The organism is Micromonospora sp. NPDC049201, assembly GCF_055586805.1.
In genome coordinates this window covers 54571-74581 of the sequence record NZ_JBVJHM010000004.1, presented here as the reverse complement: position 1 = coordinate 74581, position 20011 = coordinate 54571, and the positions used below count along the sequence as shown (strand labels likewise).

Sequence of the window (20011 nt, the reverse complement as noted above, 5' to 3'; positions counted from 1 at the left end):
CACCCATGACGTTCCGCGAGCGTCAGGGCTTCGCTCAAGAAGCAGCGCCCCTGGCTGCCGGTTTCAACCCGCAGCGCGCCCTGACCTCGATCACTCTCCGTGTTGTGCGGCGAAAGAACTCCCAGAAAAATGCCGTATACCTCTGAGTCATAATTATGACCAGGAGGCATACCGCTCAACAGTGATGCTTCGTTCCCAGCGCGACACGCCCACCGCCCACGCCCACCGTCCAGCGCTGGGTCGCGGTGCTCACGGCTGGACCGGCACCAGACCCGTCGCCTGAGGGGCGAATCCGTACGACTATTCACTCGTTGGGGATTGAGGTCGCCTTCCGGGGGGCCGCCTTCTTCGCTGGGGCCTTCTTCGCGGCCGTCGTCTTCTTCGCGGCCGTCGTCTTCGCCGCAGCCGTCGTCTTCTTCGCCGCCGCCGTGGTCTTCTTCGCGGCCGTGGTCTTCTTGGCGGGGGCGGCCTTCTTGGCGGGGGCGGCCTTCTTGGTGGCCTTCTTCTTCGGCGCCGGGCCCTTCGCCCGCTTCTCGGCGAGCATCTCCGACGCCTCCTCCAGCGTCAGCGCCTCCGGCGTCTGCGCGCGCCGCAGCGACGCGTTGGTCTCCCCGTCCGTGACGTACGGCCCGAAGCGCCCGTCCTTGATCACCAGCGGCTTCTCGGTGAGCGGGTCGACGCCCATCTCCCGCAGCGGCGGCGCGGCGGCCCGGCGCTGGCGGGTCTTCGGGGCGGCCAGCAGCGCCAGCGCCTCGTCCAGCGTGACGGTGAACATCTTGTCTTCCGAGTCCAGCGAGCGGAACTCGTCGCCACGCTTGACGTACGGGCCGTAGCGGCCGTTGTTCGCGAAGACCTCCCCGCCGTCCGGGGCCACGCCCACCAGCCGGGGCAGGCTGAGCAGCCGCAGCGCCTGGTCCAGCGTGAGGTCGTCCGGCGACTGCGAACGCAGCAGCGACGACTTCCGCTCCCCGCTGGCCACGTAGGGGCCGTAACGGCCGGACTTCAGCACGATCGGCTCACCGGTCGACGGGTCGTCGCCGAGCTTGCGCTCGCCCCCGCCGCCGAGGAACAGCTCGTGCACCTTCTCCGGGGTCAGCTCGTCGGGCGCCAGGCCCTCCGGGATCGGCGCCCGGTCGCCCTGGGAGCCGCCCTCCTCGCCCTCGGCCGGGGCGGCCGGCGCCTGCTGCTCGCCGGGCACCGCCCGCTGGAGGTAGGGGCCGTACCGGCCGACCCGGACGACGACCTCGCGCCCCTCGTCGTCGGTGAACAGCGGGATCGAGTTGACGCTGCGCGCGTCGATCTCGCTGAGGTTCTCGGTGACCAGCTTCTTCAGCCCACCGGCGTGCGCGATGGCCTGGTCGCCGGCGCCGTTGGCGCTGCCGAAGTAGAACGAGGTGAGGAAGTCGACCGCGGCGTGGTCGCCGCCGGCGATCTCGTCCAGTTCGTTCTCCATGCTGGCGGTGAAGTCGTAGTCGATCAGGCGCGGGTAGTGCCGCTCCATCAGCCCGATCACCGCGAACGCCAGGAACGTCGGGATCATCGCCTGGCCGCGCTTGGTGACGTACCCGCGGTCCTGGATGGTCTGCATGATCGAGGCGTACGTGGAGGGGCGGCCGATGCCCAACTCCTCCAGAGCCTTGACCAGCGACGCCTCCGTGTAGCGCGACGGCGGCTGGGTGTGGTGGCCCTGCGCGGCCAACTCGTCGGCGGTCAGCGGCTGGTCCTTGACCAGCGTGGGCAGCCGCCGCTCGGCGTCCTCCGCCTCGGCGTTCTCGTCGTCGCTCGACTCGACGTACGCGCGCAGGAAGCCCGGGTCGGTGATGGTCTTGCCGGTGGCGCCGAAGTCGGCCTCCTCCTGCGCGGAGGAGACGGCCCGGATGCGCACCGACACGCTGGAGCCGACCGCGTCGGTCATCTGCGAGGCGATGGTGCGCCGCCAGATCAGCTCGTAGAGCTTGAACTCCTCGCCGGACAGCTCCTTGGCCACGTCGCCCGGGGTGCGGAAGTTGTCGCCCGCCGGGCGGATCGCCTCGTGCGCCTCCTGCGCGTTCTTCACCTTGCCGGTGTAGCGGCGGGGCTCCGGCGGCACGCTGCGCTCGCCGTACAGCTCGACGATCTGCCGGCGGGCCGCCGCGATGGCGGTCTCCGACAGGTTCACCGAGTCGGTACGCATGTAGGTGATGTAGCCGTTCTCGTAGAGCCGCTGCGCGGTGCGCATCGTCTGCTGGGACGAGAACCGCAGCTTGCGGGCCGCCTCCTGCTGGAGCGTGGAGGTGATGAACGGCGCGTACGGGCGACGGCGGTAGGGCTTCTCCTCGACCCGGGTGACCGTGAACGGCCGGTCCGCCAGCCGGGCGGCAAGCCCTCTGGCCCCGCCCTCGTCGAGGTGGACCACCCCGGCGCCGGGCCTGACGCGACCCGTGGTCGGCTCGAAGTCCTTGCCGGTGGCGATCCGGTCGCCGTTCAGCGCGACGAGCGTGGCGTTGAACGTGCGCGGACCCTCGCCCGGCTTCGCCACCGCCAGGGTGGCCAGGATGTCCCAGTACTCGGCGGTGCGGAACGCCATCCGCTGGCGCTCCCGCTCGACCACGATCCGGGTCGCCACGGACTGCACCCGGCCCGCCGAGAGCTTCGGCATGACCTTCTTCCACAGCACCGGGGAGACCTCGTAGCCGTAGAGCCGGTCCAGGATGCGCCGGGCCTCCTGGGCGTCGACCAGGTCGCGGTCGATCTCCCGGGGGTTGGCCACCGCGGCCTGGATGGCCGGCTTGGTGATCTCGTGGAAGACCATCCGCTTGACCGGCACCTTGGGCTTGAGCGTCTCCACCAGGTGCCAGGCGATCGCCTCGCCCTCGCGGTCCTCATCCGTGGCCAGGAAGATCTCGTCGACCTCCTTGGCCAGCTTCACCAGCTTGTTGATCTGCTGGCGGCGGTCGGCCGAGACCACGTAGAGCGCGTGGAAGCCGTTGTCGACGTCGACGCCGAGCCGCGCCCACGGCTCGCCCTTGTACTTCGCCGGCACGTCGGCGGCGTTGCGGGGCAGGTCCCGGACGTGGCCGAAGCTGGCCTCCACGACGTACCCCGGGCCGAGGTAGCCCGAGATCGTCTTGGCCTTCGCCGGTGACTCGACGATGACCAGACGGGTGGTTCCAGCTTTGCTCGGCACGTCTCTCCCCGACCTCACTCCTACGCCACGCCCACTCCGGGCCGTGTTGCCCCGCCCGGACCGCGGTCGGCCCGGACGTCCAACGTAACGCGCCGTCCGCGCCCCGGGTTTCGTGGGCGGCGAACAGGCCGCCTCCCCGGCGGTCGCCGGCCGCACCCTGCCGGACGGCGCCACCGTACACCGTGGGTAGGGCGCCGGGCGGGTCACTGTGACGATCACACACCCCCCGGCGGAGGCGGCTCCAGTCGAATTCCTGCGCAAACCGCCGCCGGGACGGTCGGCGATCGGACAGCCGGCGGGGTTGCGCCGACGGGTCAGCCGTGCGGGCCCGGCCAGTCGGCGGGCGGCGCGGCCGGCGGCCGTTCCCCCACCAGCTCCGCCAGCCGGGTCACCCGCCGCCCACCGATCCGGTACGCGGGCCCGCCCTCCCCCGGCTCCACGAACGCGGCCGGCAGGCCCACCGCGGCCAGCGCGGCGCGCACCGCCTTCCAGCACTGCTCGTCGGCCGGGCCGAGCCCGAGCCGGAACCCGGCCGGTTCGGCGGCCCCGGCCGCGGCGGCCCAGAGCCGTAACCGCCGCCCGTCCAGGTGGAACCGGGCCGGCGGTCGCTTCGCCGCGCCGTGCAGCCAGCCCCGGGCGAGCGGCGTCAGCGTGCTCGCGTACGCCGTGCGCACCCGGTACCGGCCGTCCCCGGTCGGCTCCCAGCCCGCCGGCACGCCCCGGGCACCCAGCTCGGCCACCAGCACGTGCACCCGCCAGGCCGCGTCCACCACCACGGAGAGCCGGGCCGTGCCGCCCATCCGCACCACCTCACCCGGCCCGGCGAGCAGGCCGGCGAGGTCCGCCAGCGCGGGATCGGCCGCCTCGGTGGAGAACAGCGAGGGCTGGCGGGCCGGGTTCGGATTCGGGGAGGGTGGCGTCAGCGACACTCCGGGACCTCGTCGAAGGCCTCTTTGAGTTCGGGTGAGTTGAGTTTGCTGGTGTCCAGCGCGCTCGCGTCGTACTCCTGGTTCAGCGTGTCCACGGCGGCGCGCACGCCGTCGTAGAACGGGCCGGCCTGGGCGGTGTCGAGCCGGTCGATGGTGGTCCGGGCCCGCCCGTACGCGTCCCGCATCTTGCTCAGTGAGCCACGGAACCCGGCGGAGACCTCGGGGCCGTGGTCGACCTCCGGCACGCCCGCCTCCTCGACCTCGCGTCGGGCCGTCTCGCTGGCCTGCTCCGCCCCGGCGAACAAGCGCACCAGGTTCTCCTTGGCCTGCGGCGGGGTGGTCTGCGCGGTCATCTGCTGCCGGGTGCTGCTGGTCAGCTTGGAGATCTCCGCGCGCCACGGGGTGAGCGCCTGGCACACCGACGCGGCCCAGGCCCGTGGGCTGGGCCCGCCGCAGCCGGCGGCGACGAGGACCAGCGTGGCCAGGACCACCGTGAGCTTTCCGGCGGTTGCCGCCCGGCGCGTACGCATGCGATGCAGCGTACGACCTCCGGGGGGAACCGCCACCGTGCAGGTTTCGTGCACGGGACGGTTCCCGGCCGACCGGGGCCGGCCGGGAACCGTCCCGTCGGTCAGGCGCCCACCGTCTCCGGGTGCTGGTCCGAGGTGCCCGCACCGTGGTCCGAGCTGTCCATCACCACGCCCTTGCGCTTGCTGAACACCACCGCCGCCGCGATGATCAGCGCGGCCACCACGGCGATCGTGATCCGCAGCGCGGGGTTCTTGTCGTCGCCCACGCTCCAGGCCACCACGGCCGGGGCGATCAGCAGCGAGACCAGGTTCATCACCTTGATCAGCGGGTTGATCGCCGGGCCGGCGGTGTCCTTGAACGGGTCGCCGACCGTGTCGCCGATGACCGTGGCGGAGTGCGCCTCGGAGCCCTTGCCGCCGTACGCGCCGTCCTCGACGAGCTTCTTGGCGTTGTCCCAGGCGCCACCGGAGTTGGACAGGAAGACCGCCATCAGCGTGCCCGCGCCGATCGCGCCGGCCAGGTAGGAGGCGAGCGCACCCGGGCCGAGGCCGAAGCCGACCGCGATCGGGGCCAGGATGGCCAGCAGGCCGGGGGTCAGCAGCTCGCGCTGCGCGTCCCGGGTGCAGATGTCCACGACCTTGCCGTACTCGGGCCGCTGGGTGCGGTCCATGATGCCGGGCAGCTCGCGGAACTGCCGACGGACCTCCATCACCACGGCGCCGGCCGAGCGGGAGACCGCGTTGATGGCCAGGCCGGAGAAGAGGAAGACCACGGCCGCGCCGATGATCAGGCCGACCAGGTTGCGCGGGTTGGCCACGTTCAGCGCGTTGAGGATCTCGGTGCCGACGTCGCCCACACCCGCGTCGGAGTACGAGGTCCGCAGCGTGTCGGTGTACGAGCCGAACAGCGCGGTCGCGGCCAGCACCGCGGTGGCGATCGCGATGCCCTTGGTGATCGCCTTGGTGGTGTTGCCGACCGCGTCCAGCTCGGTCAGCGTGCGCGCGCCGTGCTCGTCGATGTCGCCGGACATCTCGGCCACGCCCTGCGCGTTGTCCGAGATCGGGCCGAACGTGTCCATCGCGACGATGACGCCGACGGTGGTGAGCAGGCCGGTGCCGGCCAGCGCGACCGCGAACAGCGACAGCGTGATCGAGCTGCCGCCGAGCAGGAACGCGCCGAAGACGCCGGCGCCGATCAGCAGCGCCGAGTAGACAGCCGACTCCAGGCCGATGCTGATGCCGGCCAGGATGACGGTGGCGGCGCCGGTCTGCGAGCTCTTGCCGATGTCCTGCACCGGGCGGCGGTTGGTCTCGGTGAAGTAGCCGGTCAGCGCCTGGATCGCGGCGGCCAGCACGATGCCGATCACGACCGCGCCGATGGCCACCAGCCGCGGGTTGCGGTCGACGTCGGTCAGCCCGCCCTCCAGCTCGCCGAACGTGGCCGGCAGGTACGCGAACGCGGCGATCGACACCAGCACCGCGGAGATCACCGCGGAGAGGTAGAAGGCCCGGTTGATCGCGGTCAGGCCGTTGCGGTCGCTGGCGCGCAGCCGGGTGATGAACACGCCGACGATGGCGACCAGCACGCCGATGGTGGAGATGATCAGCGGGAAGACCAGGCCGTCCTCGCCGAACGCGGCCCGGCCCAGGATCAGCGCGGCGACCAGCGTGACCGCGTACGACTCGAACAGGTCGGCGGCCATGCCGGCGCAGTCACCGACGTTGTCGCCCACGTTGTCGGCAATGGTGGCGGCGTTGCGCGGGTCGTCCTCCGGGATGCCCTGCTCGACCTTGCCGACCAGGTCGGCGCCGACGTCCGCGGCCTTGGTGAAGATGCCGCCGCCGACCCGCATGAACATGGCCAGCAGCGCGGCGCCGAAGCCGAAGCCCTCCAGCACGGTCGGCGCGTCGCCCCGGAACAGGATGACGACGAGCGCCGCACCGAACAGGCCGAGGCCGACGGTGAGGAAGCCGACCACGCCGCCGGTGCGGAAGGCGATCTTCATGGCGCCCTCGCGGCCACCTTCGCGCTCCCGCGCGGCGGCGGCGACCCGCAGGTTGGCGCGGGTGGCCAGCCACATGCCGGCGCCGCCGATGAACGCGCTGAACAGCGCACCCACCACGAAGAACGCCGACCGGCCGATCTTCACCAGCGTCTGGTTCCCGTCGGTGTCGTGCACCGGTAGCAGGAACAGCAGCACGACGGCGATCACCACGAAGATCGCCAGGGTGCGGAACTGCCGCAGCAGGTACGCCGACGCGCCCTCCTGCACCGCCCCGGAGATCTCCTGCATGTTGGTGGTTCCCGTACCGGCTGCCAGTACCGCCTTGGTCAAGGCGGCGGCGAAGACGAGCGCCACCAGCGCGATGACCGCGGCGATGACGACGTACGTCACATTGGCTCCGGTAAGGGACAGTGCGCCGCCGTCGGCGGCCAAGGTCCCGGACATCTGTGTCCTCCTGTACCGAACACTCGCGTCGGCTCGTGGAGACGCACGGCCGACGCCTGGATGCGAACTCGCCAGCGTGCGCCATCCACCCGTTCCCGCTGGCTGCGGGGAGCGATCACTTGCTGACAACCCGGGTACTGTAGCCCTCCGGCGTGGTGAGGGTCACATGGAGGGGGCACCGTGTCTCGATGATCTTCGTAACTGTGTTATGCGAGGAAATCTGATATATAGGCCGGTCAACACGACAAGGCCGCGCTCCCCGTGCGGGGAACGCGGCCTGCGGAACGATCGGATCAGCCGCGGCCGGTCGGCCAGGCCATCCGGACCTCGGTGCCGACACCCTCGTCGACCGGGCGGACCTGGAGGTCCTCCACGAAACCGGCGAGCAGCGCGAACCCCACGCCGGTGGTGAGCGCGTCCTCGCTCAGCGACTCCTTCGCCAGCTCGTCCGGGCCGAGCGCGGCCAACCCGAGACCCGCCTCGATCGGGGCCCGGTCCACCACCCGCACCGTGTACGGCCCGCCGTCGGACATCTCCACGTAGACCAGATCCGCCAGCCCGTACTGCCGGTGCAGCGCGACCGCCCGGGTGCACGCCTCACCGATGGCCAGCCGCACCTCGTCGAGCAGGTCCTCGCGGACCCCGGCCCGCCGGGCCACCGCGACACCGACCAGACGGGCGGTGCGCACGTGCACCGGCGCCGGTGAGAAGGAGAGCTTGACGGTGGCCATCACGCGCCGGTGGTGTCGGCGGCGATGGCCGCGTCGACCGTCGGGTGCAGCGGGAAGACCTGATCCAGGGCGGTGATGCGGAAGATCTTGAGCAGCGGCTCCTTGTCGCAGACCAGCGCGAACGAGCCGCTGGCCGACCGGAGCCGCTTGAGCGCGCCGACCAACACGCCGAGCCCGGTCGAGTCGAGGAAGTCCACCCGACCCAGGTCCACCACCACGTGGCGGGCCCCACCGTCGATCAACTCGATGAGCCGTTCCCGCAGGCGGGGTGCGGTGTAGACATCCACCTCACCGCCGACCTCGAGCACCGTGTGCTCCCCCACGGTGCGGGTCGCCAGCGACAGCTCCATCGGCCCCTCCTCGGTAAACTCTCCTGGGCATCTAACCATCCCCCCGTGCGACCGCTTCGGGTCACCGGCCCGGCCCTCCCCATACCCCGACCCGGCGGTTCCCAATTCCGAACACCAGTGCGAGAGTGCAGGACGTGACCGACGACAGCCCCGGCCCGAGGCGTACGCCGGACGAGCTGCTGCGTCGGTTGCGGCTGCGCCACGCCACCGACCCGGTCACCCACGTCGAGCGGGTGCCGGCCCGCGTCGGCGAGCCGGCGCCGTGGCCCGACTGGGCGCCCGCGGAGCTGCGGGCGGCGTTCGCGCGACGCGGCGTGGTCGCGCCGTGGCGGCACCAGGCCCAGGCCGCCGAGCTGGCGTACGCGGGGCAGCACGTCGTCGTCGCCACCGGCACGGCGTCCGGCAAGTCGCTGGCGTACCAGCTTCCCGTGCTGAGCACGCTGCTCGCCGACCCGCGCGCCACGGTGCTCTACCTGGCCCCGACCAAGGCGCTCGCCGCCGACCAGCTCCGCGCCGTCGCCGGCCTGGACCTCGACGGGGTACGCCCGGCCACCTACGACGGCGACACCCCGCGCACCGAACGGGAGTGGATCCGTCGGCACGCCCGGTTCGTGCTGACCAACCCGGACATGCTGCACCACGGCGTCCTGCCCGGGCACGCCCACTGGTCCGGCTTCCTGCGCCGGCTCGCGTACGTGGTCATCGACGAGTGCCACACCTACCGGGGCGTCTTCGGCTCACACGTCGCGCACGTGCTGCGGCGGTTGCGTCGACAGTGCGCCCGCTTCGGGCGTACGCCGGTGTTCCTGCTGGCCTCGGCCACGTCGGGCGACCCGGCGACGGCGGCCGGGCGGCTCACCGGCCTGCCCGTCACCGCCGTCACCGAGGACACGTCGCCGCGCGGCGGGGTGACGTTCGCGCTCTGGGAGCCGCCGCTGCTGCCGCCCACGGATTCGGCTGTTGACGCTGATCTCGTCCAGGTCCGGCGCTCCGCGCTGCGGGAGACCGCCGACCTGCTCGCCGACAGCGTGGTCGAGGGCGTCCGCACGCTCGCGTTCGTCAGGTCCCGCAAGGGCGCCGAGGTGGTCGCCGCGAACGCGCGACGGTCGCTCGACGAGGCGGTGCCGGGGCTGGGCGACCGGGTCGCCGCCTACCGGGCCGGCTACCTGCGCGAGGAGCGTCGCGAGCTGGAACGGGCGCTGCTGCACGGCGACCTGCTCGGGCTCGCCTCCACCAACGCGCTCGAACTCGGCGTCGACCTGGTCGGGCTGGACGCGGTGCTGATCTGCGGCTGGCCCGGCACCCGCGCCTCGCTCTGGCAGCAAGCCGGCCGGGCCGGGCGCTCCGGCGACGAGGCGCTCGCGGTGCTGGTGGCCCGCGACGACCCGCTCGACACCTACCTCGTGCACCACCCGGAGGCGCTGTTCGGGCGTCCCGTCGAGGCCACCGTGCTCGACCCGGCCAACCCGTACGTGCTCGCGCCGCAACTCGCCTGCGCCGCGCACGAGACCCCGCTCACCGCCGCCGACCTGGACCTGTTCGGCGACGGCGCGAAGGAGGCGGTGGACTCGCTGGTCGAGGCGGGCGCGCTGCGGCAGCGGCCCACCGGCTGGTACTGGCGGCACCGGGAACGCCCCGAGGTGGACCTGCGCGGCGAGGGCGGCGCCCCGGTCTGCGTGGTCGAGGAGTCCACCGGGCGGCTGCTCGGCACCGTCGACGGCGGCTCCGCGCACTTCCTGCTCCACACCGGCGCGGTCTACCTGCACCAGGGCGTCTCGTACGTGGTCGACACCCTCGACCTGGCCGACGGCTGCGCGCTGGTGCACGCCGAGGAGCCGGACTGGTCCACCCACGCCCGCGACGTCACCTCGCTGTCCGTGGTGTCCGTCCGCTCGTACGTCGACGCCGGCCCGGTCGGGCTGTTCCTCGGCGAGGTGGACGTGACCAGCCAGGTGGTGTCGTACCAGCGCCGGCGCATCGCCACCGGCGAGGTGATCGACACCCGCCCGCTGGACCTGCCCGCGCGCGAGCTGCGTACGGTCGCGGTCTGGTTCACGCTCTCGCCGGAGTCGCTGGCTCGTGCCGGCGTCGAGGCCGCCGACGTGCCGGGCGCGCTGCACGCCGCCGAACACGCCGCGATCGGCCTGTTGCCGTTGATGGCGACCTGCGACCGCTGGGACATCGGCGGGTTGTCGACCGCCCTGCACCCGGACACCGAGGCCCCGACCGTGTTCGTCTACGACGGTCACCCCGGCGGGGCGGGTTTCGCCGAGCGCGCGTACCGGACGGCCGCCGCCTGGCTGCGCGCCACCCGCGACGCGATCGTCGAGTGCGGGTGCGAGACCGGGTGCCCGTCCTGCGTCCAGTCCCCGAAGTGCGGAAACGGCAACAACCCACTGGCCAAGCCGGAAGCCGTCAAGGTCCTCGACGTGGTGCTCACCAACTTCGCCGCCGCATCGACGCCCACCGCAACGGCCGCCGACGCGGTGGCCGGCGACGCGGTGGGCGTCCATGCGGTGAGCGTCGATGCGACGGCGGGCGGTGGCTTGCCGGGTGACGTCGCGGCGGATGACGGGTCGGGGGCGGAGCGCGACGGGGTGCTGCCACGGCAGGACGACCGGGCAGCACGGCGATCGGCGACCGACCGCATCACGACGGACTGACCTCGCCGCATCACTCGTCACCACCTCGGCCGACCGACGCGGTGACGCCAGCGAGCGAGGACTGTTCCCCTCCCCTCCCCTCCCCTCCCCTCCCCTCCCCTCACCTCCCTCACCTCCCTCACTCCCTCACCTCCCTCACCGACGCGCCGCCCGATGCTCGACCGGCACAGGCCCCACCGCCCCCGTCGATCTTGCAGTTTCGGCCCACATCTCGCCCTTTTGGCCCGATACGCCTGGGCACAAGGTGCAAGATCGACGGGTGGGTTGGTGGGAGGAGTGAGTCTGGTGGGTGGGACGGGTGCATGAGGATGGGTGCTGCGGGGCATTGATGTATGGGAGCGCTTCCATGCATCATTCCGGTAGCGCAGACGCGACCCCGAGACCCGTCCCGCCGGAGGTGCCGCCGTGGCCGACACGATCGCCGAGACCGTCGAGCTGCTCTACACCATCGACCAGGAAAGCCTCACCCCGGACCAGCAGATAGCGCTGGGTACCGCGCTGGCGAACCTGGCCCAGGCGGAGCGGCTGGACCAGATCAACGAACGCCTGCGCGGCATCCACCAGGTGCTCAACACGTGGGCGATGAAGGCCACGGTCGACGGCGGACGCTGACCGCCCCGTTGCGGCCCGAACCGCTGTGCGAGTGAGCGGGGTCGGGCCGGGTGGCGTCTCGCCAGCTCACCGGGAGGACGGTGTCGGACGATGACCGGCACCGCCACTTCGGTGCGCGGGAGTCGATCAGGGTCACCGGCAGGGCTGACCAGCGGTGCGCGCTGGTGGCGGCGCTGTGCGACACTCCGGCGACCCCTCGAAGGAGATCAGATGTCGCTCGACAACCTGCAGGCCCAGCACCGGTTCATCGTCCGCCAGCGGATCCGGATGATGGTCAACCAGTACGAGGTGCACGCCGTGGCACCGGACGGCTCCGAGGGCGGGCTGCTCGCGTTCGCGCAGCAGAAGCGGCTCGCCTTCAAGGAGCAGGTCACCATCTACACCGACGACACCAAGCAGTACCCCCTGCTCGGGTTCAAGGCCCGCCAACGGCTCGATCTCGGCGCCACCTACGACGTGACCGACCACGCCGGCACCCCGATCGGCCTGTTCCGCAAGGACTTCGCCCAGTCGCTGCTGCGTTCGACCTGGCACGTCGAGCAGCCCGGTCTGCCGCCCGCGACGGGCCAGGAGCGCAGCCTGCCGGTGGCGCTGCTGCGCCGCTTCGTCGACTCGCTCTCCTGGCTGCCCTACCACTTCGACTTCCTGGCCGGCGGCCAGTCGGTGTTCTCGGTCGACAAGAAGTGGGGCCTACGCGACCGGTACGTCGTCGACATCCAGCACCCGCACATCGACCGCCGCCTGGTCATCGCCATGGCGGTGGGCCTGGACGCGCTCCAGTCCCGCTGACGCCGATGTCGACCGGTGCGGCCCGTCGCGGCGGGCTCCACCGGTCGACCGCCGGGTGGGTTCCGCCGCCCGACCGCCGGTAGCGAAACCAGTGTCGCCGGGCAGGCGGCAGGCGGCAGGCGGCAGGCGATGGTCATGGCGTGGCGGCGAGTTCGCGTACCGGGCCGGCCCGGGACGTGGCGGTGGCGACGCGGGTCAACCCGGGTAGCGGCGCGACCCGTACCTGCGCCGTGACGATCAGGTCGAGGCCGTCGACCTGGCATCCGGTCATCCGGCCCGCGTTGGCGGACACCAGCGCGTCGGCCGACCCGCAGGCGGCGTCCGTTCCGTCGAGCACCCGGCTCGCGCCCGCGAGCGCGCCGAAGTCAGCCGCCACCCGGGCCTGATGGCGCGCGCAACGGGCGGCCCCGAGCCTGGCGCCGAACAACCCGACGAGCACGAACACCAGGCCGATGGCGAGCAGGCACACGGTCGCCCCACCCCGCTCGGACGCCGACCGGCCGGTGGGCCGTCCGTGTGCGTGCGGTCCACCAAGGCTCGGCCCGTCAGCGCTCGGCCCGTCAGCGCTCGGCCCGGCAAGGCTCGGCTTGTCAGGGCTCAGTCCGGCAAGGTCTGGCCTGTCAGGGCCCGGCCCGGCGAGGCCGGGCTCGGCGAGGCCCAGCCCGGCAGGGCCCGCTCCGGCAAGGTGCGGCCCGGCGGGGTCCGACAACTCATCCGGGTGCGGCTCACGGTCGGCCGAGCTGACGGTCGGTGACAAGGTCCCCATCTCCTCCAGCGTCCCCAGCCGCCCTGGCGTTGCCGGCGTCGCCGGCCTTCCCGACTTCTCCAGCGTTCCCGGCGTCGCCGGCCTTCCCGACTTCTCCAGTGTTCCCGGCTTCTCCGGCGTTGGCGGCTTCTCCGGCGTTTGCGGCGTCACGGCGTCGGCCCGGGGGCGCCGGGTTCCACGGCGGCCACCGCGACGCCGGAGACGGTCGACCGGGGCAGCCTCGTGCCGAACGTCCGGACGGGTGCCCGGACGGTCGCGGTCACCCGATCACCGGTCACGGTCAACGTCACCTCCGCGCCCGCCGGGGCGTACCGGGTGGCGGCGGGTGGGCCCGGCTCGCCCCGCGCGGCGGCGAGTGCCGCTTCCCGGGCCGCGTCGACGCAGCCGGCACGCGTGGTCACCGCGTCGACCGCGGTGAGGCCGGCGACGAGCAGGAACATCAACGCCGGCAGGCCGACCGCCAGCTCGGCGGTGAACGACCCCCGTTCCCGGGCGTCCCAGGGGCGACGGCGGGCGGCACCGCACCGGACGCCGTACGGCGCCCCGCCACTCGCCACCGGGGCGGCCGGAACGCGGGCGCACCGGCCACGGTGTCGGCCGGCCCACCGGCGCCCGGTCACTTCAAGGCCCGGTCGATGACGGCGGTCAGCGCGGACTGCACGTTCCCGGAGGTGAGCACCTTCAGCAGGATGCCGGCGAAGGCGACCGCGGCGAGGGTGCCCACGGCGTACTCCGCGGTGTTCATGCCGGCGTCACCCCGCAGTCGGGTGAGGAGCTTGCGCATGTCGTACGTCCCTTCTCGATGGTTCACAGCACGTCGCCGAGGACGGCGACGATCACCGGCACCAGACCGGCGAGAATGAAGGCGGGCAGGAAGCAGAGCCCGAGCGGCAACACGATGAGCACGCCCGCGCGTCGGGCCGCCGCCTCGGCCGCGGTCGAGCGCTCCGCCCGCAGGTCGTCCGCGAGTCGGCTGAGCGCGCCGGCCAGCGCGGCGCCACTGTTCGACGAGCGGACCGCGGCGGTCACCAGGCTCTCCGCCCCGGCGACCGGGCGCAGGTGCGCCCACGCCTCGGTGGCCGTACCGCCCAGGCCCAGCGTGCGGCCCACCCGGCCGAGCCGGTCCGCGAGTGGCCCGCCGAGCGCCTCGGCGACCGCGAGCGCCGCGCGGTCGACAGGTGCGCCGGCCCGGAGCGCCGCGGCCAGCAGATCGGCGGCGAGCGGCAGGTCCGCGGTTTCGCGCAGGCGACGCTCCCGTACGGCGCGGGGCTCGATCCGGCGCAGCAGACGGTCGGCGGCCACACCGGCCAGCAGACCGGTGAGCAGACCGGCCCAGCCACCGGCGACCACCGCCACGGCCACGGCGACCAGGCCGGCACCCAGCCGGATCCGGTCCGGCCACCAGTTCGGGCGGCCTTGCCGAGGGGTGGGTGCGAGCCGGCGCAGCCGCCGGACCGGCCGGGCGGTGGCCCCGGTGACGAGTAGGAGGGAAGCGGCGCCGCCGAGGCAGACGGCGGCAACCACCTGGCGGGACATCAGGCCGTCCGCCCTGGCCCGGCGCCGAGCCGTTCCGCCCAGAGCAGCCCGCCCACCTGGAGGGCCACGGCCGCCACGGCGCTGCCACCGCCGACCGGCGTGTGCAGGAGTACGGCCACCGGGTCGACGCCGATGGCGTAGCCGAGACCGATCCCGCCGAGCGGCAGGGCGGCGAGCAGCCACGCCGTCGCCCGCGCCCCGGCGGCCTGGGCGGCGGCAGCGGCGAACCCTCGGTCGGCCGCGCGGGCGTCGGCTTCGATCCGTTCGAGCAGGTCGGCCAACGGCGCTCCGGTCCGGTCGGCAAGTCGCACCGCGGCCCGGGTCAGCCGCGCGATCCGCCCCGTACCGTTGTCGAGCAGGTGGCCGGTGGGCAGACCGGCCCGCAGATCGGCGGCGACGGCACCGAGCCGGTCGAGATCACGACGGTGTGCCGCCTGGGCCGCCTGCCGGGTGCGCCGGCGCACCACCGCCCGGGCCGCGAGTGTGCCGTAGACGGCAAGTGCCAGCGCCGCCACCGGACCACCGAGGAGCGCCCCCATGCCGCCACCGAGCAGCGCCGCCGCCGGCAGGGCCCGCCGGACGGAGACGGTCCGGAACGCCGCCAGACCCACCGACGTCGAGGCAGACCGCCGGTCAGAGTCGGGCCGCGTCGGGAACGCAGCCCGACCGCCTGACGTCGAGGTGAACCGCCGGTCAGGGGTGGGCCGGCTGCCGGAACCGGGGCCCGGGTCGAGGACCGCCCGCTGTCGGGTCCGGCCGGCGCGTACCGGCCAGCCGACCGTCACCGCGGCACCGACCAGCAACACGACCACCAGCCCGAGCTGACCGGTCACGAGTTGGCCGGTCACGAGGGGGCTGCCGCGTCGGGCCAGACCGCACAGAGGATCGGCGGCACGGGCACGCCCCGCTCACGCAGCAGGTTGCCGAGCGGCCGGGCGGCCAGGCCGAGACCACGGCCCCGGATCCAGGCCGGAACAACTGTCACCACCCGTTCGGGGCCACCCGGCAGGAGCAGGCCGATCGAGTCGAGCACCCGCCCCTCGCCGGTCCGGCGTACCTGGAGGACGACCTGCAACGCGGCGGCAACCTGGGCGTGCAACGCGACCCGCGGCAGCCCGCCGAGCATCCCGAGCGCCTCCAGTCGGGCGGGCACATCCGTCGAGGCGTTGGCGTGCAGCGTCCCCGCCCCGCCGTCGTGGCCGGTGTTCAACGCGGCCAGCAGGTCGACCACCTCGGCGCCCCGGCACTCGCCCACCACGAGCCGGTCCGGTCGCATCCGGAGCGCCTGCCGGACCAGGTCGCTGAGGCCGACCGCGCCGACGCCCTCGACGTTCGCGGTGCGCGCCTGCAACCCGATCACGTGCGGGTGCACCGGGCGCAGTTCGGCGGCGTCCTCCACCAGCACGATCCGCTCGGTGCCGGGCACCAGCCCGAGCAACGTGTTGAGCAGCGTGGTCTTGCCGGAGCCGGTGCCGCCGGTGACCAGGTACGCGAGCCGGGCGGCCACCACCGCGTCGAGCAGCGGGGCGACCGGCCGGGGCACGGTGCCGTGGTCGACCAGTTCCGCCAGCGTGAACGGCCGTTGCCGGAAGGTACGCAGCGACAGGTAGGGGCCGTCGGTCGCCACCGGTGGCAGCACGGCGTGCAGCCGGGTGCCGTCCGGCAGCCGGGCGTCAGCGTAGGGGGACGCGTCGTCCAGCCGGCGACCGGCCGCCGCGGTCAACCGCTGCGCCAACCGGCGTACGTCGTCGACCGTGCCGAGCGGCACGGCCACCTGGTGCAGGCCCCGCCCCCGGTCGACCCAGACCCGAACGCCGTTCACCAGCACGTCGGTGACCTGTGGGTCGGCGAGGAGCGGCGCGAGCGGGCCGGCGCCGACGAGATCGTCGTGCACCCGGTCGGCGATCCGCAGCAGAGTGGTGTCGCCGAGCACGCCGGCGCCCGGCTCGGCGCGTACCGCGGAGACCACCGCGGCGGAGGTGACCGGGGTGGCGTCGGCGGCGAAGCGGTGCCGGACGCGGGCGGCCAGCTCTCCCGGATCGGCGGGGCCGGTCACGCCGCGCCCGCCGTGGACCGACCGGTCAGCTCGTCGACGAGCCGCTGGCACAGTACGGCGAGCGGGCCCTTGCCGGTGGCGCCCGGGGCCTCGCCGCGCTCCAGCCCACGGCACAGGCCGGGCTCCGGCCTGAGCGTGCCGGCGAGCGGCAGGCCGAGCGCGCGGGCCACCTCGGCCGCCCGGAGCCGGCCCGGCGCCGGACCGCGCACGATCACCGAGAGGTCGGCGCACTGGGGTGCCACCACGGCGGCCACCCGGGCCGCGGCGGCGGTGGCACGCAGCTCCGCGGGCACCACGAGAAACGCGCGGTCGGCCGCCTGGAGGGCGATCACCGCCGCGTCGTCGAGATGCCGGGGCAGGTCGAGCACGACCAGGTCCCGCCCGCGCCGACCGGCGTCGACAGTGGCGGCCATCGCCTCGGCCGGCAGGTGCCGCAGGTCCCCCCGGTCCCACGAGAGCACCACCAGGTCGCCACGGCTGGGCAGCGCGCGGACCAGCGACGGTGGATCCACCCGGCCGTCGGCACCGGCCAGCTCGGGCCAGCGCAACCCGTCGAGCTGCTCCCACCCGAGCACCAGGTCGAGGCCGCCGCCCAACGGGTCGGCGTCGACCAGGAGCGTGCGGAGCCGGGCCCGGGCCGCACTGACCGCGAGCCCTCCGGCGAGCACGCTGGCTCCCGCGCCGCCGCGCCCGCCGAGCACCGCCACGACCCGGCCCGGGCCCGCCCCGACCGGCCCGGTCACGCACTCGGCGAACCGGTCGACCAGCCAGGGTTCCGCCGCCGGCAGCGCCGCGACATGCTCGGCGCCGATCAGCTCGGCCAACTCCGTACCCGGATCGAGCTGGCCGGAGCGCCCGACCAGCACCGTGCGCGGACGCCGCGGCAGGCGGGCCCGCAGGCAGGCCGCGGCCTGGTCGACGCCGACCAGCACCAGCGGCGCGGGCGCCCAGCGGGCGCGGGCGGCGGCCGGGTCGGCCGCCAGCTCGACCTCGGTGCCGCCGGCCGCGGCCAGGCGCAGCAGCTCATCGAGCAGGTCACCGTCGGCCGTGACGAGCAACGGCAGTCGACGGTACGGCGGAAGCGGGGTGCGGGGCGCCATGGCGGCCTCCAACGGTCAGACTCGGACGTGCCGTGGTGGAGCCTGCCCATCGGGCCGACCGTGCGGGTGCCGCAGCCGCTCGCCTGTGGACAACGAAGGGGCTTGTGGACAGACCTCGCCGAACGAGTCGATCTGCTATGCGTCGGCGCGGCCGGATCGGCGGGGAACGTTGCCCGGACGACTGGTCCGGCCCAGCTCACCGGCCGCGACCGGTGGCCCCGCCAGCCATTGACTGGGAACGCTGCCCGTCCCGCATAATCGGAGCCCCCTGCCGTGGAACGGACGGCACCGCTCGCGGAATCGAGGCCATGACCGATTCACCGCACGGCACCGGGATCCCGTCCGGCCGACGCCGCGCCGCCCGGCCGGCCCCGCCGAGCGGCGGCGAGGCCTGGCTCCGCGACCCGTCCCCGGCCACGCTCGCCTCGGTGGCGATCGGGGTCATGGTGGTGGTGCTGGCCGGCACGCTCAGCTTCTTCGCCATGCCGCGCCGCCCCGACCTGCCGCCGCCCGGCGGCGCCGAGGCGATCCTGGCCTCGCCCGACACGCCGGCCGCGGACCTGGCGACCGAGTCGTACTCCCCGGCGCCCGTGTCGCTCTCCACCCGCGCGGCGCTGCCGACCCGCGCGCCGGCCCCGCCCCGCCGCACCACTCCGACCACCCGACCACCGGCGCCGAAGCCGTCGGCCAGCCGCACGACGCCGCCGCTGTCCCGGTCCGGCGAACTCACTCCGCTGCCGGCGTCCCGGGAGTCGTCGCTGCGCTCCAGCGGGGGCGGGCCGGAGACCTTCGTCGACGTCGTCAACGCCCGGACCGCGCCCGTGGTCGTCAACTGGCTGGACTACGACGGCCGGCGCCAGCGGTACGCGGTGCTCCAGGCGGGGCAGGCCTACCGGCAGCAGACGTACGTGGGCCACCCGTGGGTGGTGACCGACGAGCAGGGCCGAGGGCTCGCCTGCTTCGAGCCGGCCCGGCAGACCCTGCGCGCCGTGATCCGCTGACCGTCCCTTTCGGACGCTTCGTCTTCGCGGTGTAACGACATCACCACTCCGTGCGGTAATTGATCGACAGCAACTTTCGGGCGGTACGACCGCCCAGCTGTCTCACCGAGAGGAGCGGGGATGCACAAGACCTGGCGGAGGGCGGCCCTGGCGGCCAGCCTGTCGATCACGGGGGCGCTGGGTGGGCTGGTCGCTGCCGCGCCGGCACAGGCGCAGCCGGTGGCGTCCGGTTCGGTCACCTTCAGCGGTGACCAGGGCGACTACATCACCGGCGGCGGGTCGTACGCCTATTCGGTCGCCGACGGCGACCAGCTCACCACCTCGGCGTCGACCGACGCCAGCCACGTGTCGGTCAACGTCAACGGCTACGGCGGCGACTGGTGGTACCTGGACTTCGACGCCCCGGGCAGCCAGCCGCTGACCCCGGGCACCTACGAGAACGCGACCCGCTACCCGTTCAACGGCGCGGGCCCCGGCCTGAGCCTGGACGGGAACGGCCGCGGCTGCAACGAGCTGACCGGCACGTTCACGGTGCTCAACGCCGTCTTCGGACCGAACGGCTACGTCCAGACGTTCGACGCCACCTTCGAGCAGCACTGCGAGGGCGGCACCGCGGCGGCCCGCGGCGAGGTGCACATCGCCAACCCGCCGGCCCCGGCGCCGCTGGACCTCGCGCTCGCCGTGGCCACGCAGGGCACCGCCAGCACGGTGAGCGGCAAGGCGGTCGTGCACGGCACGGTCACCTGCAACCAGCCGACCTCCGTGGCGCTGTACGGCACCGTCACCGAGATCGTCAAGAAGACCATCGTCCGGGGTGACTTCACCACCCGCGTGGACTGCGTCCCGGGCAGCCCGGCGGCCTGGACCGCCACCGCCACGCCGGCCGGCACCACGCCGTTCGTCAAGGGTGACGTGGAGGTCAGCACCAGGGCTCAGGGCTACGACAGCGAGTACCACCAGTACGTCGAGGTCAACGACACCGCGGTCGTCAAGCTGATCAAGGGCTGATCCGCCGATCGGAGCGGCCGGCCTGGCGAAGGGGCGGCCGCTCCGCCACGCCGGCACCCGGCGACGACCGAGCCGAAAAGCGCTCCCACCAGGGCGGGAGCGCTCCCCGGAAAGGGACGACCCCCGTCGGGGGGATGCGGACTCAAGCCGTCAACTGCCGACAACTTATGGCAGGCCAAGTCAACGAGCAGGCACCGAGCACCGTCGGTTGACGTCCCGCGCCGGCCCGCATCGAGGCTCACGCTGCATCCTTGCTGCCTCGCTGCCCGACGTCCCGCTTACAAGCTCGGTGCGGCCGATCCGTCCCCGCCCGGCCGGCGTTGT

Annotated in this window: 18 protein-coding genes; 5 read left to right on the top strand and 13 right to left on the bottom strand. The window is 73.7% G+C overall.

Going from position 1 to position 20011, the window contains the following annotated elements; translation table 11 throughout:
• Positions 1-304 precede the first annotated feature (304 nt).
• The 6 genes from topA to ACZ6O5_RS10155 all read right to left on the bottom strand — a co-directional run bounded on the left by topA (position 305) and on the right by ACZ6O5_RS10155 (position 8156).
• Positions 305-3166 carry a type I DNA topoisomerase gene (topA, locus tag ACZ6O5_RS10180; RefSeq protein ID WP_465976013.1) on the bottom strand — a complete coding sequence of 954 codons (2862 nt, stop codon included), beginning with the start codon at positions 3164-3166 and terminating at the stop codon, positions 305-307.
• Between the two features lie 314 nt (positions 3167-3480).
• On the bottom strand, positions 3481-4095 hold the full coding sequence (locus ACZ6O5_RS10175) for a hypothetical protein (protein WP_425785304.1): 615 nt from the start codon (positions 4093-4095) through the stop codon (positions 3481-3483).
• Positions 4086-4625, bottom strand: coding sequence for a hypothetical protein (locus ACZ6O5_RS10170; RefSeq protein WP_465976011.1), 540 nt, complete (start codon positions 4623-4625; stop codon positions 4086-4088). Before ACZ6O5_RS10170 ends, ACZ6O5_RS10175 begins: the two co-directional genes overlap by 10 nt.
• A 101-nt stretch (positions 4626-4726) precedes the next feature.
• Entirely contained in the window at positions 4727-7075 is a 2349-nt protein-coding gene (locus ACZ6O5_RS10165; protein WP_465976009.1) for a sodium-translocating pyrophosphatase, read from the bottom strand.
• Positions 7076-7368: 293 nt separating this feature from the next.
• A complete protein-coding gene (locus ACZ6O5_RS10160; protein WP_465976007.1) occupies positions 7369-7806 on the bottom strand; it encodes an ATP-binding protein in 438 nt (145 codons plus the stop codon).
• Positions 7806-8156, bottom strand: a complete 351-nt coding sequence (locus ACZ6O5_RS10155; protein WP_107154711.1) for an STAS domain-containing protein — start codon at positions 8154-8156, stop codon at positions 7806-7808. The genes ACZ6O5_RS10160 and ACZ6O5_RS10155 overlap by 1 nt, the downstream gene beginning before the upstream one ends.
• A 104-nt stretch (positions 8157-8260) precedes the next feature.
• On the opposite strand from ACZ6O5_RS10155, the gene ACZ6O5_RS10150 reads away from it, so the two are divergent.
• The 3 genes from ACZ6O5_RS10150 (at position 8261) to ACZ6O5_RS10140 (ending at position 12220) form a co-directional block, all read left to right on the top strand.
• Positions 8261-10819, top strand: a complete 2559-nt coding sequence (locus ACZ6O5_RS10150) for a DEAD/DEAH box helicase (protein WP_465976681.1) — start codon at positions 8261-8263, stop codon at positions 10817-10819.
• A gap of 405 nt (positions 10820-11224) precedes the next feature.
• The gene (locus ACZ6O5_RS10145) at positions 11225-11431 is read left to right on the top strand and encodes a hypothetical protein (RefSeq protein WP_107154710.1); all 207 of its coding nucleotides are present in this window, start codon (positions 11225-11227) and stop codon (positions 11429-11431) included.
• Between the two features lie 210 nt (positions 11432-11641).
• Positions 11642-12220 carry an LURP-one-related family protein gene (locus tag ACZ6O5_RS10140; RefSeq protein ID WP_465976005.1) on the top strand — a complete coding sequence of 193 codons (579 nt, stop codon included), beginning with the start codon at positions 11642-11644 and terminating at the stop codon, positions 12218-12220.
• A 133-nt stretch (positions 12221-12353) separates the two neighbouring features.
• On the opposite strand, the gene ACZ6O5_RS10135 is transcribed toward ACZ6O5_RS10140, so the two are convergent.
• The 7 genes from ACZ6O5_RS10135 to ssd all read right to left on the bottom strand — a co-directional run bounded on the left by ACZ6O5_RS10135 (position 12354) and on the right by ssd (position 17678).
• Positions 12354-12821: an Rv3654c family TadE-like protein gene (locus ACZ6O5_RS10135; RefSeq protein WP_465976679.1), complete on the bottom strand. Its 468-nt coding sequence runs from the start codon at positions 12819-12821 to the stop codon at positions 12354-12356.
• Between the two features lie 311 nt (positions 12822-13132).
• Positions 13133-13543 (bottom strand): TadE family type IV pilus minor pilin, encoded by a 411-nt coding sequence (locus ACZ6O5_RS10130; protein ID WP_374709273.1) that lies wholly within the window; start codon positions 13541-13543, stop codon positions 13133-13135.
• A gap of 59 nt (positions 13544-13602) precedes the next feature.
• On the bottom strand, positions 13603-13770 hold the full coding sequence (locus ACZ6O5_RS10125) for a DUF4244 domain-containing protein (protein ID WP_013283643.1): 168 nt from the start codon (positions 13768-13770) through the stop codon (positions 13603-13605).
• A 23-nt stretch (positions 13771-13793) separates the two neighbouring features.
• A complete protein-coding gene (locus ACZ6O5_RS10120; RefSeq protein ID WP_465976002.1) occupies positions 13794-14522 on the bottom strand; it encodes a type II secretion system F family protein in 729 nt (242 codons plus the stop codon).
• Positions 14522-15370, bottom strand: coding sequence for a type II secretion system F family protein (locus tag ACZ6O5_RS10115; RefSeq protein ID WP_465976000.1), 849 nt, complete (start codon positions 15368-15370; stop codon positions 14522-14524). Before ACZ6O5_RS10115 ends, ACZ6O5_RS10120 begins: the two co-directional genes overlap by 1 nt.
• On the bottom strand, positions 15367-16578 hold the full coding sequence (locus ACZ6O5_RS10110; RefSeq protein WP_465975998.1) for a TadA family conjugal transfer-associated ATPase: 1212 nt from the start codon (positions 16576-16578) through the stop codon (positions 15367-15369). The genes ACZ6O5_RS10115 and ACZ6O5_RS10110 overlap by 4 nt, the downstream gene beginning before the upstream one ends.
• A complete protein-coding gene (gene ssd, locus ACZ6O5_RS10105) occupies positions 16575-17678 on the bottom strand; it encodes a septum site-determining protein Ssd (RefSeq protein ID WP_465975997.1) in 1104 nt (367 codons plus the stop codon). The genes ACZ6O5_RS10110 and ssd overlap by 4 nt, the downstream gene beginning before the upstream one ends.
• A 308-nt stretch (positions 17679-17986) precedes the next feature.
• Between ssd and ACZ6O5_RS10100 the strand changes: the two genes are divergently transcribed.
• Positions 17987-18679: a VHL beta domain-containing protein gene (locus ACZ6O5_RS10100; RefSeq protein WP_465975995.1), complete on the top strand. Its 693-nt coding sequence runs from the start codon at positions 17987-17989 to the stop codon at positions 18677-18679.
• Positions 18680-18799: 120 nt separating this feature from the next.
• Positions 18800-19687 carry a hypothetical protein gene (locus ACZ6O5_RS10095; protein WP_465975993.1) on the top strand — a complete coding sequence of 296 codons (888 nt, stop codon included), beginning with the start codon at positions 18800-18802 and terminating at the stop codon, positions 19685-19687.
• The last annotated feature ends 324 nt before the right edge of the window (positions 19688-20011 follow it).

Coding starts and splice junctions, on each gene's coding strand:
- ACZ6O5_RS10140 (WP_465976005.1), top strand. CDS start 11,642: ATGTCGCTCGACAACCTGCAGGCCCAGCACCGGTTCATCGTCCGCCAG.
- ACZ6O5_RS10125 (WP_013283643.1), bottom strand. CDS start 13,770: ATGCGCAAGCTCCTCACCCGACTGCGGGGTGACGCCGGCATGAACACC.
- ACZ6O5_RS10170 (WP_465976011.1), bottom strand. CDS start 4,625: ATGCGTACGCGCCGGGCGGCAACCGCCGGAAAGCTCACGGTGGTCCTG.
- ACZ6O5_RS10100 (WP_465975995.1), top strand. CDS start 17,987: ATGACCGATTCACCGCACGGCACCGGGATCCCGTCCGGCCGACGCCGC.
- ACZ6O5_RS10165 (WP_465976009.1), bottom strand. CDS start 7,075: ATGTCCGGGACCTTGGCCGCCGACGGCGGCGCACTGTCCCTTACCGGA.
- ACZ6O5_RS10095 (WP_465975993.1), top strand. CDS start 18,800: ATGCACAAGACCTGGCGGAGGGCGGCCCTGGCGGCCAGCCTGTCGATC.
- ACZ6O5_RS10120 (WP_465976002.1), bottom strand. CDS start 14,522: ATGTCCCGCCAGGTGGTTGCCGCCGTCTGCCTCGGCGGCGCCGCTTCC.
- ACZ6O5_RS10155 (WP_107154711.1), bottom strand. CDS start 8,156: ATGGAGCTGTCGCTGGCGACCCGCACCGTGGGGGAGCACACGGTGCTC.
- ACZ6O5_RS10160 (WP_465976007.1), bottom strand. CDS start 7,806: ATGGCCACCGTCAAGCTCTCCTTCTCACCGGCGCCGGTGCACGTGCGC.
- ssd (WP_465975997.1), bottom strand. CDS start 17,678: ATGGCGCCCCGCACCCCGCTTCCGCCGTACCGTCGACTGCCGTTGCTC.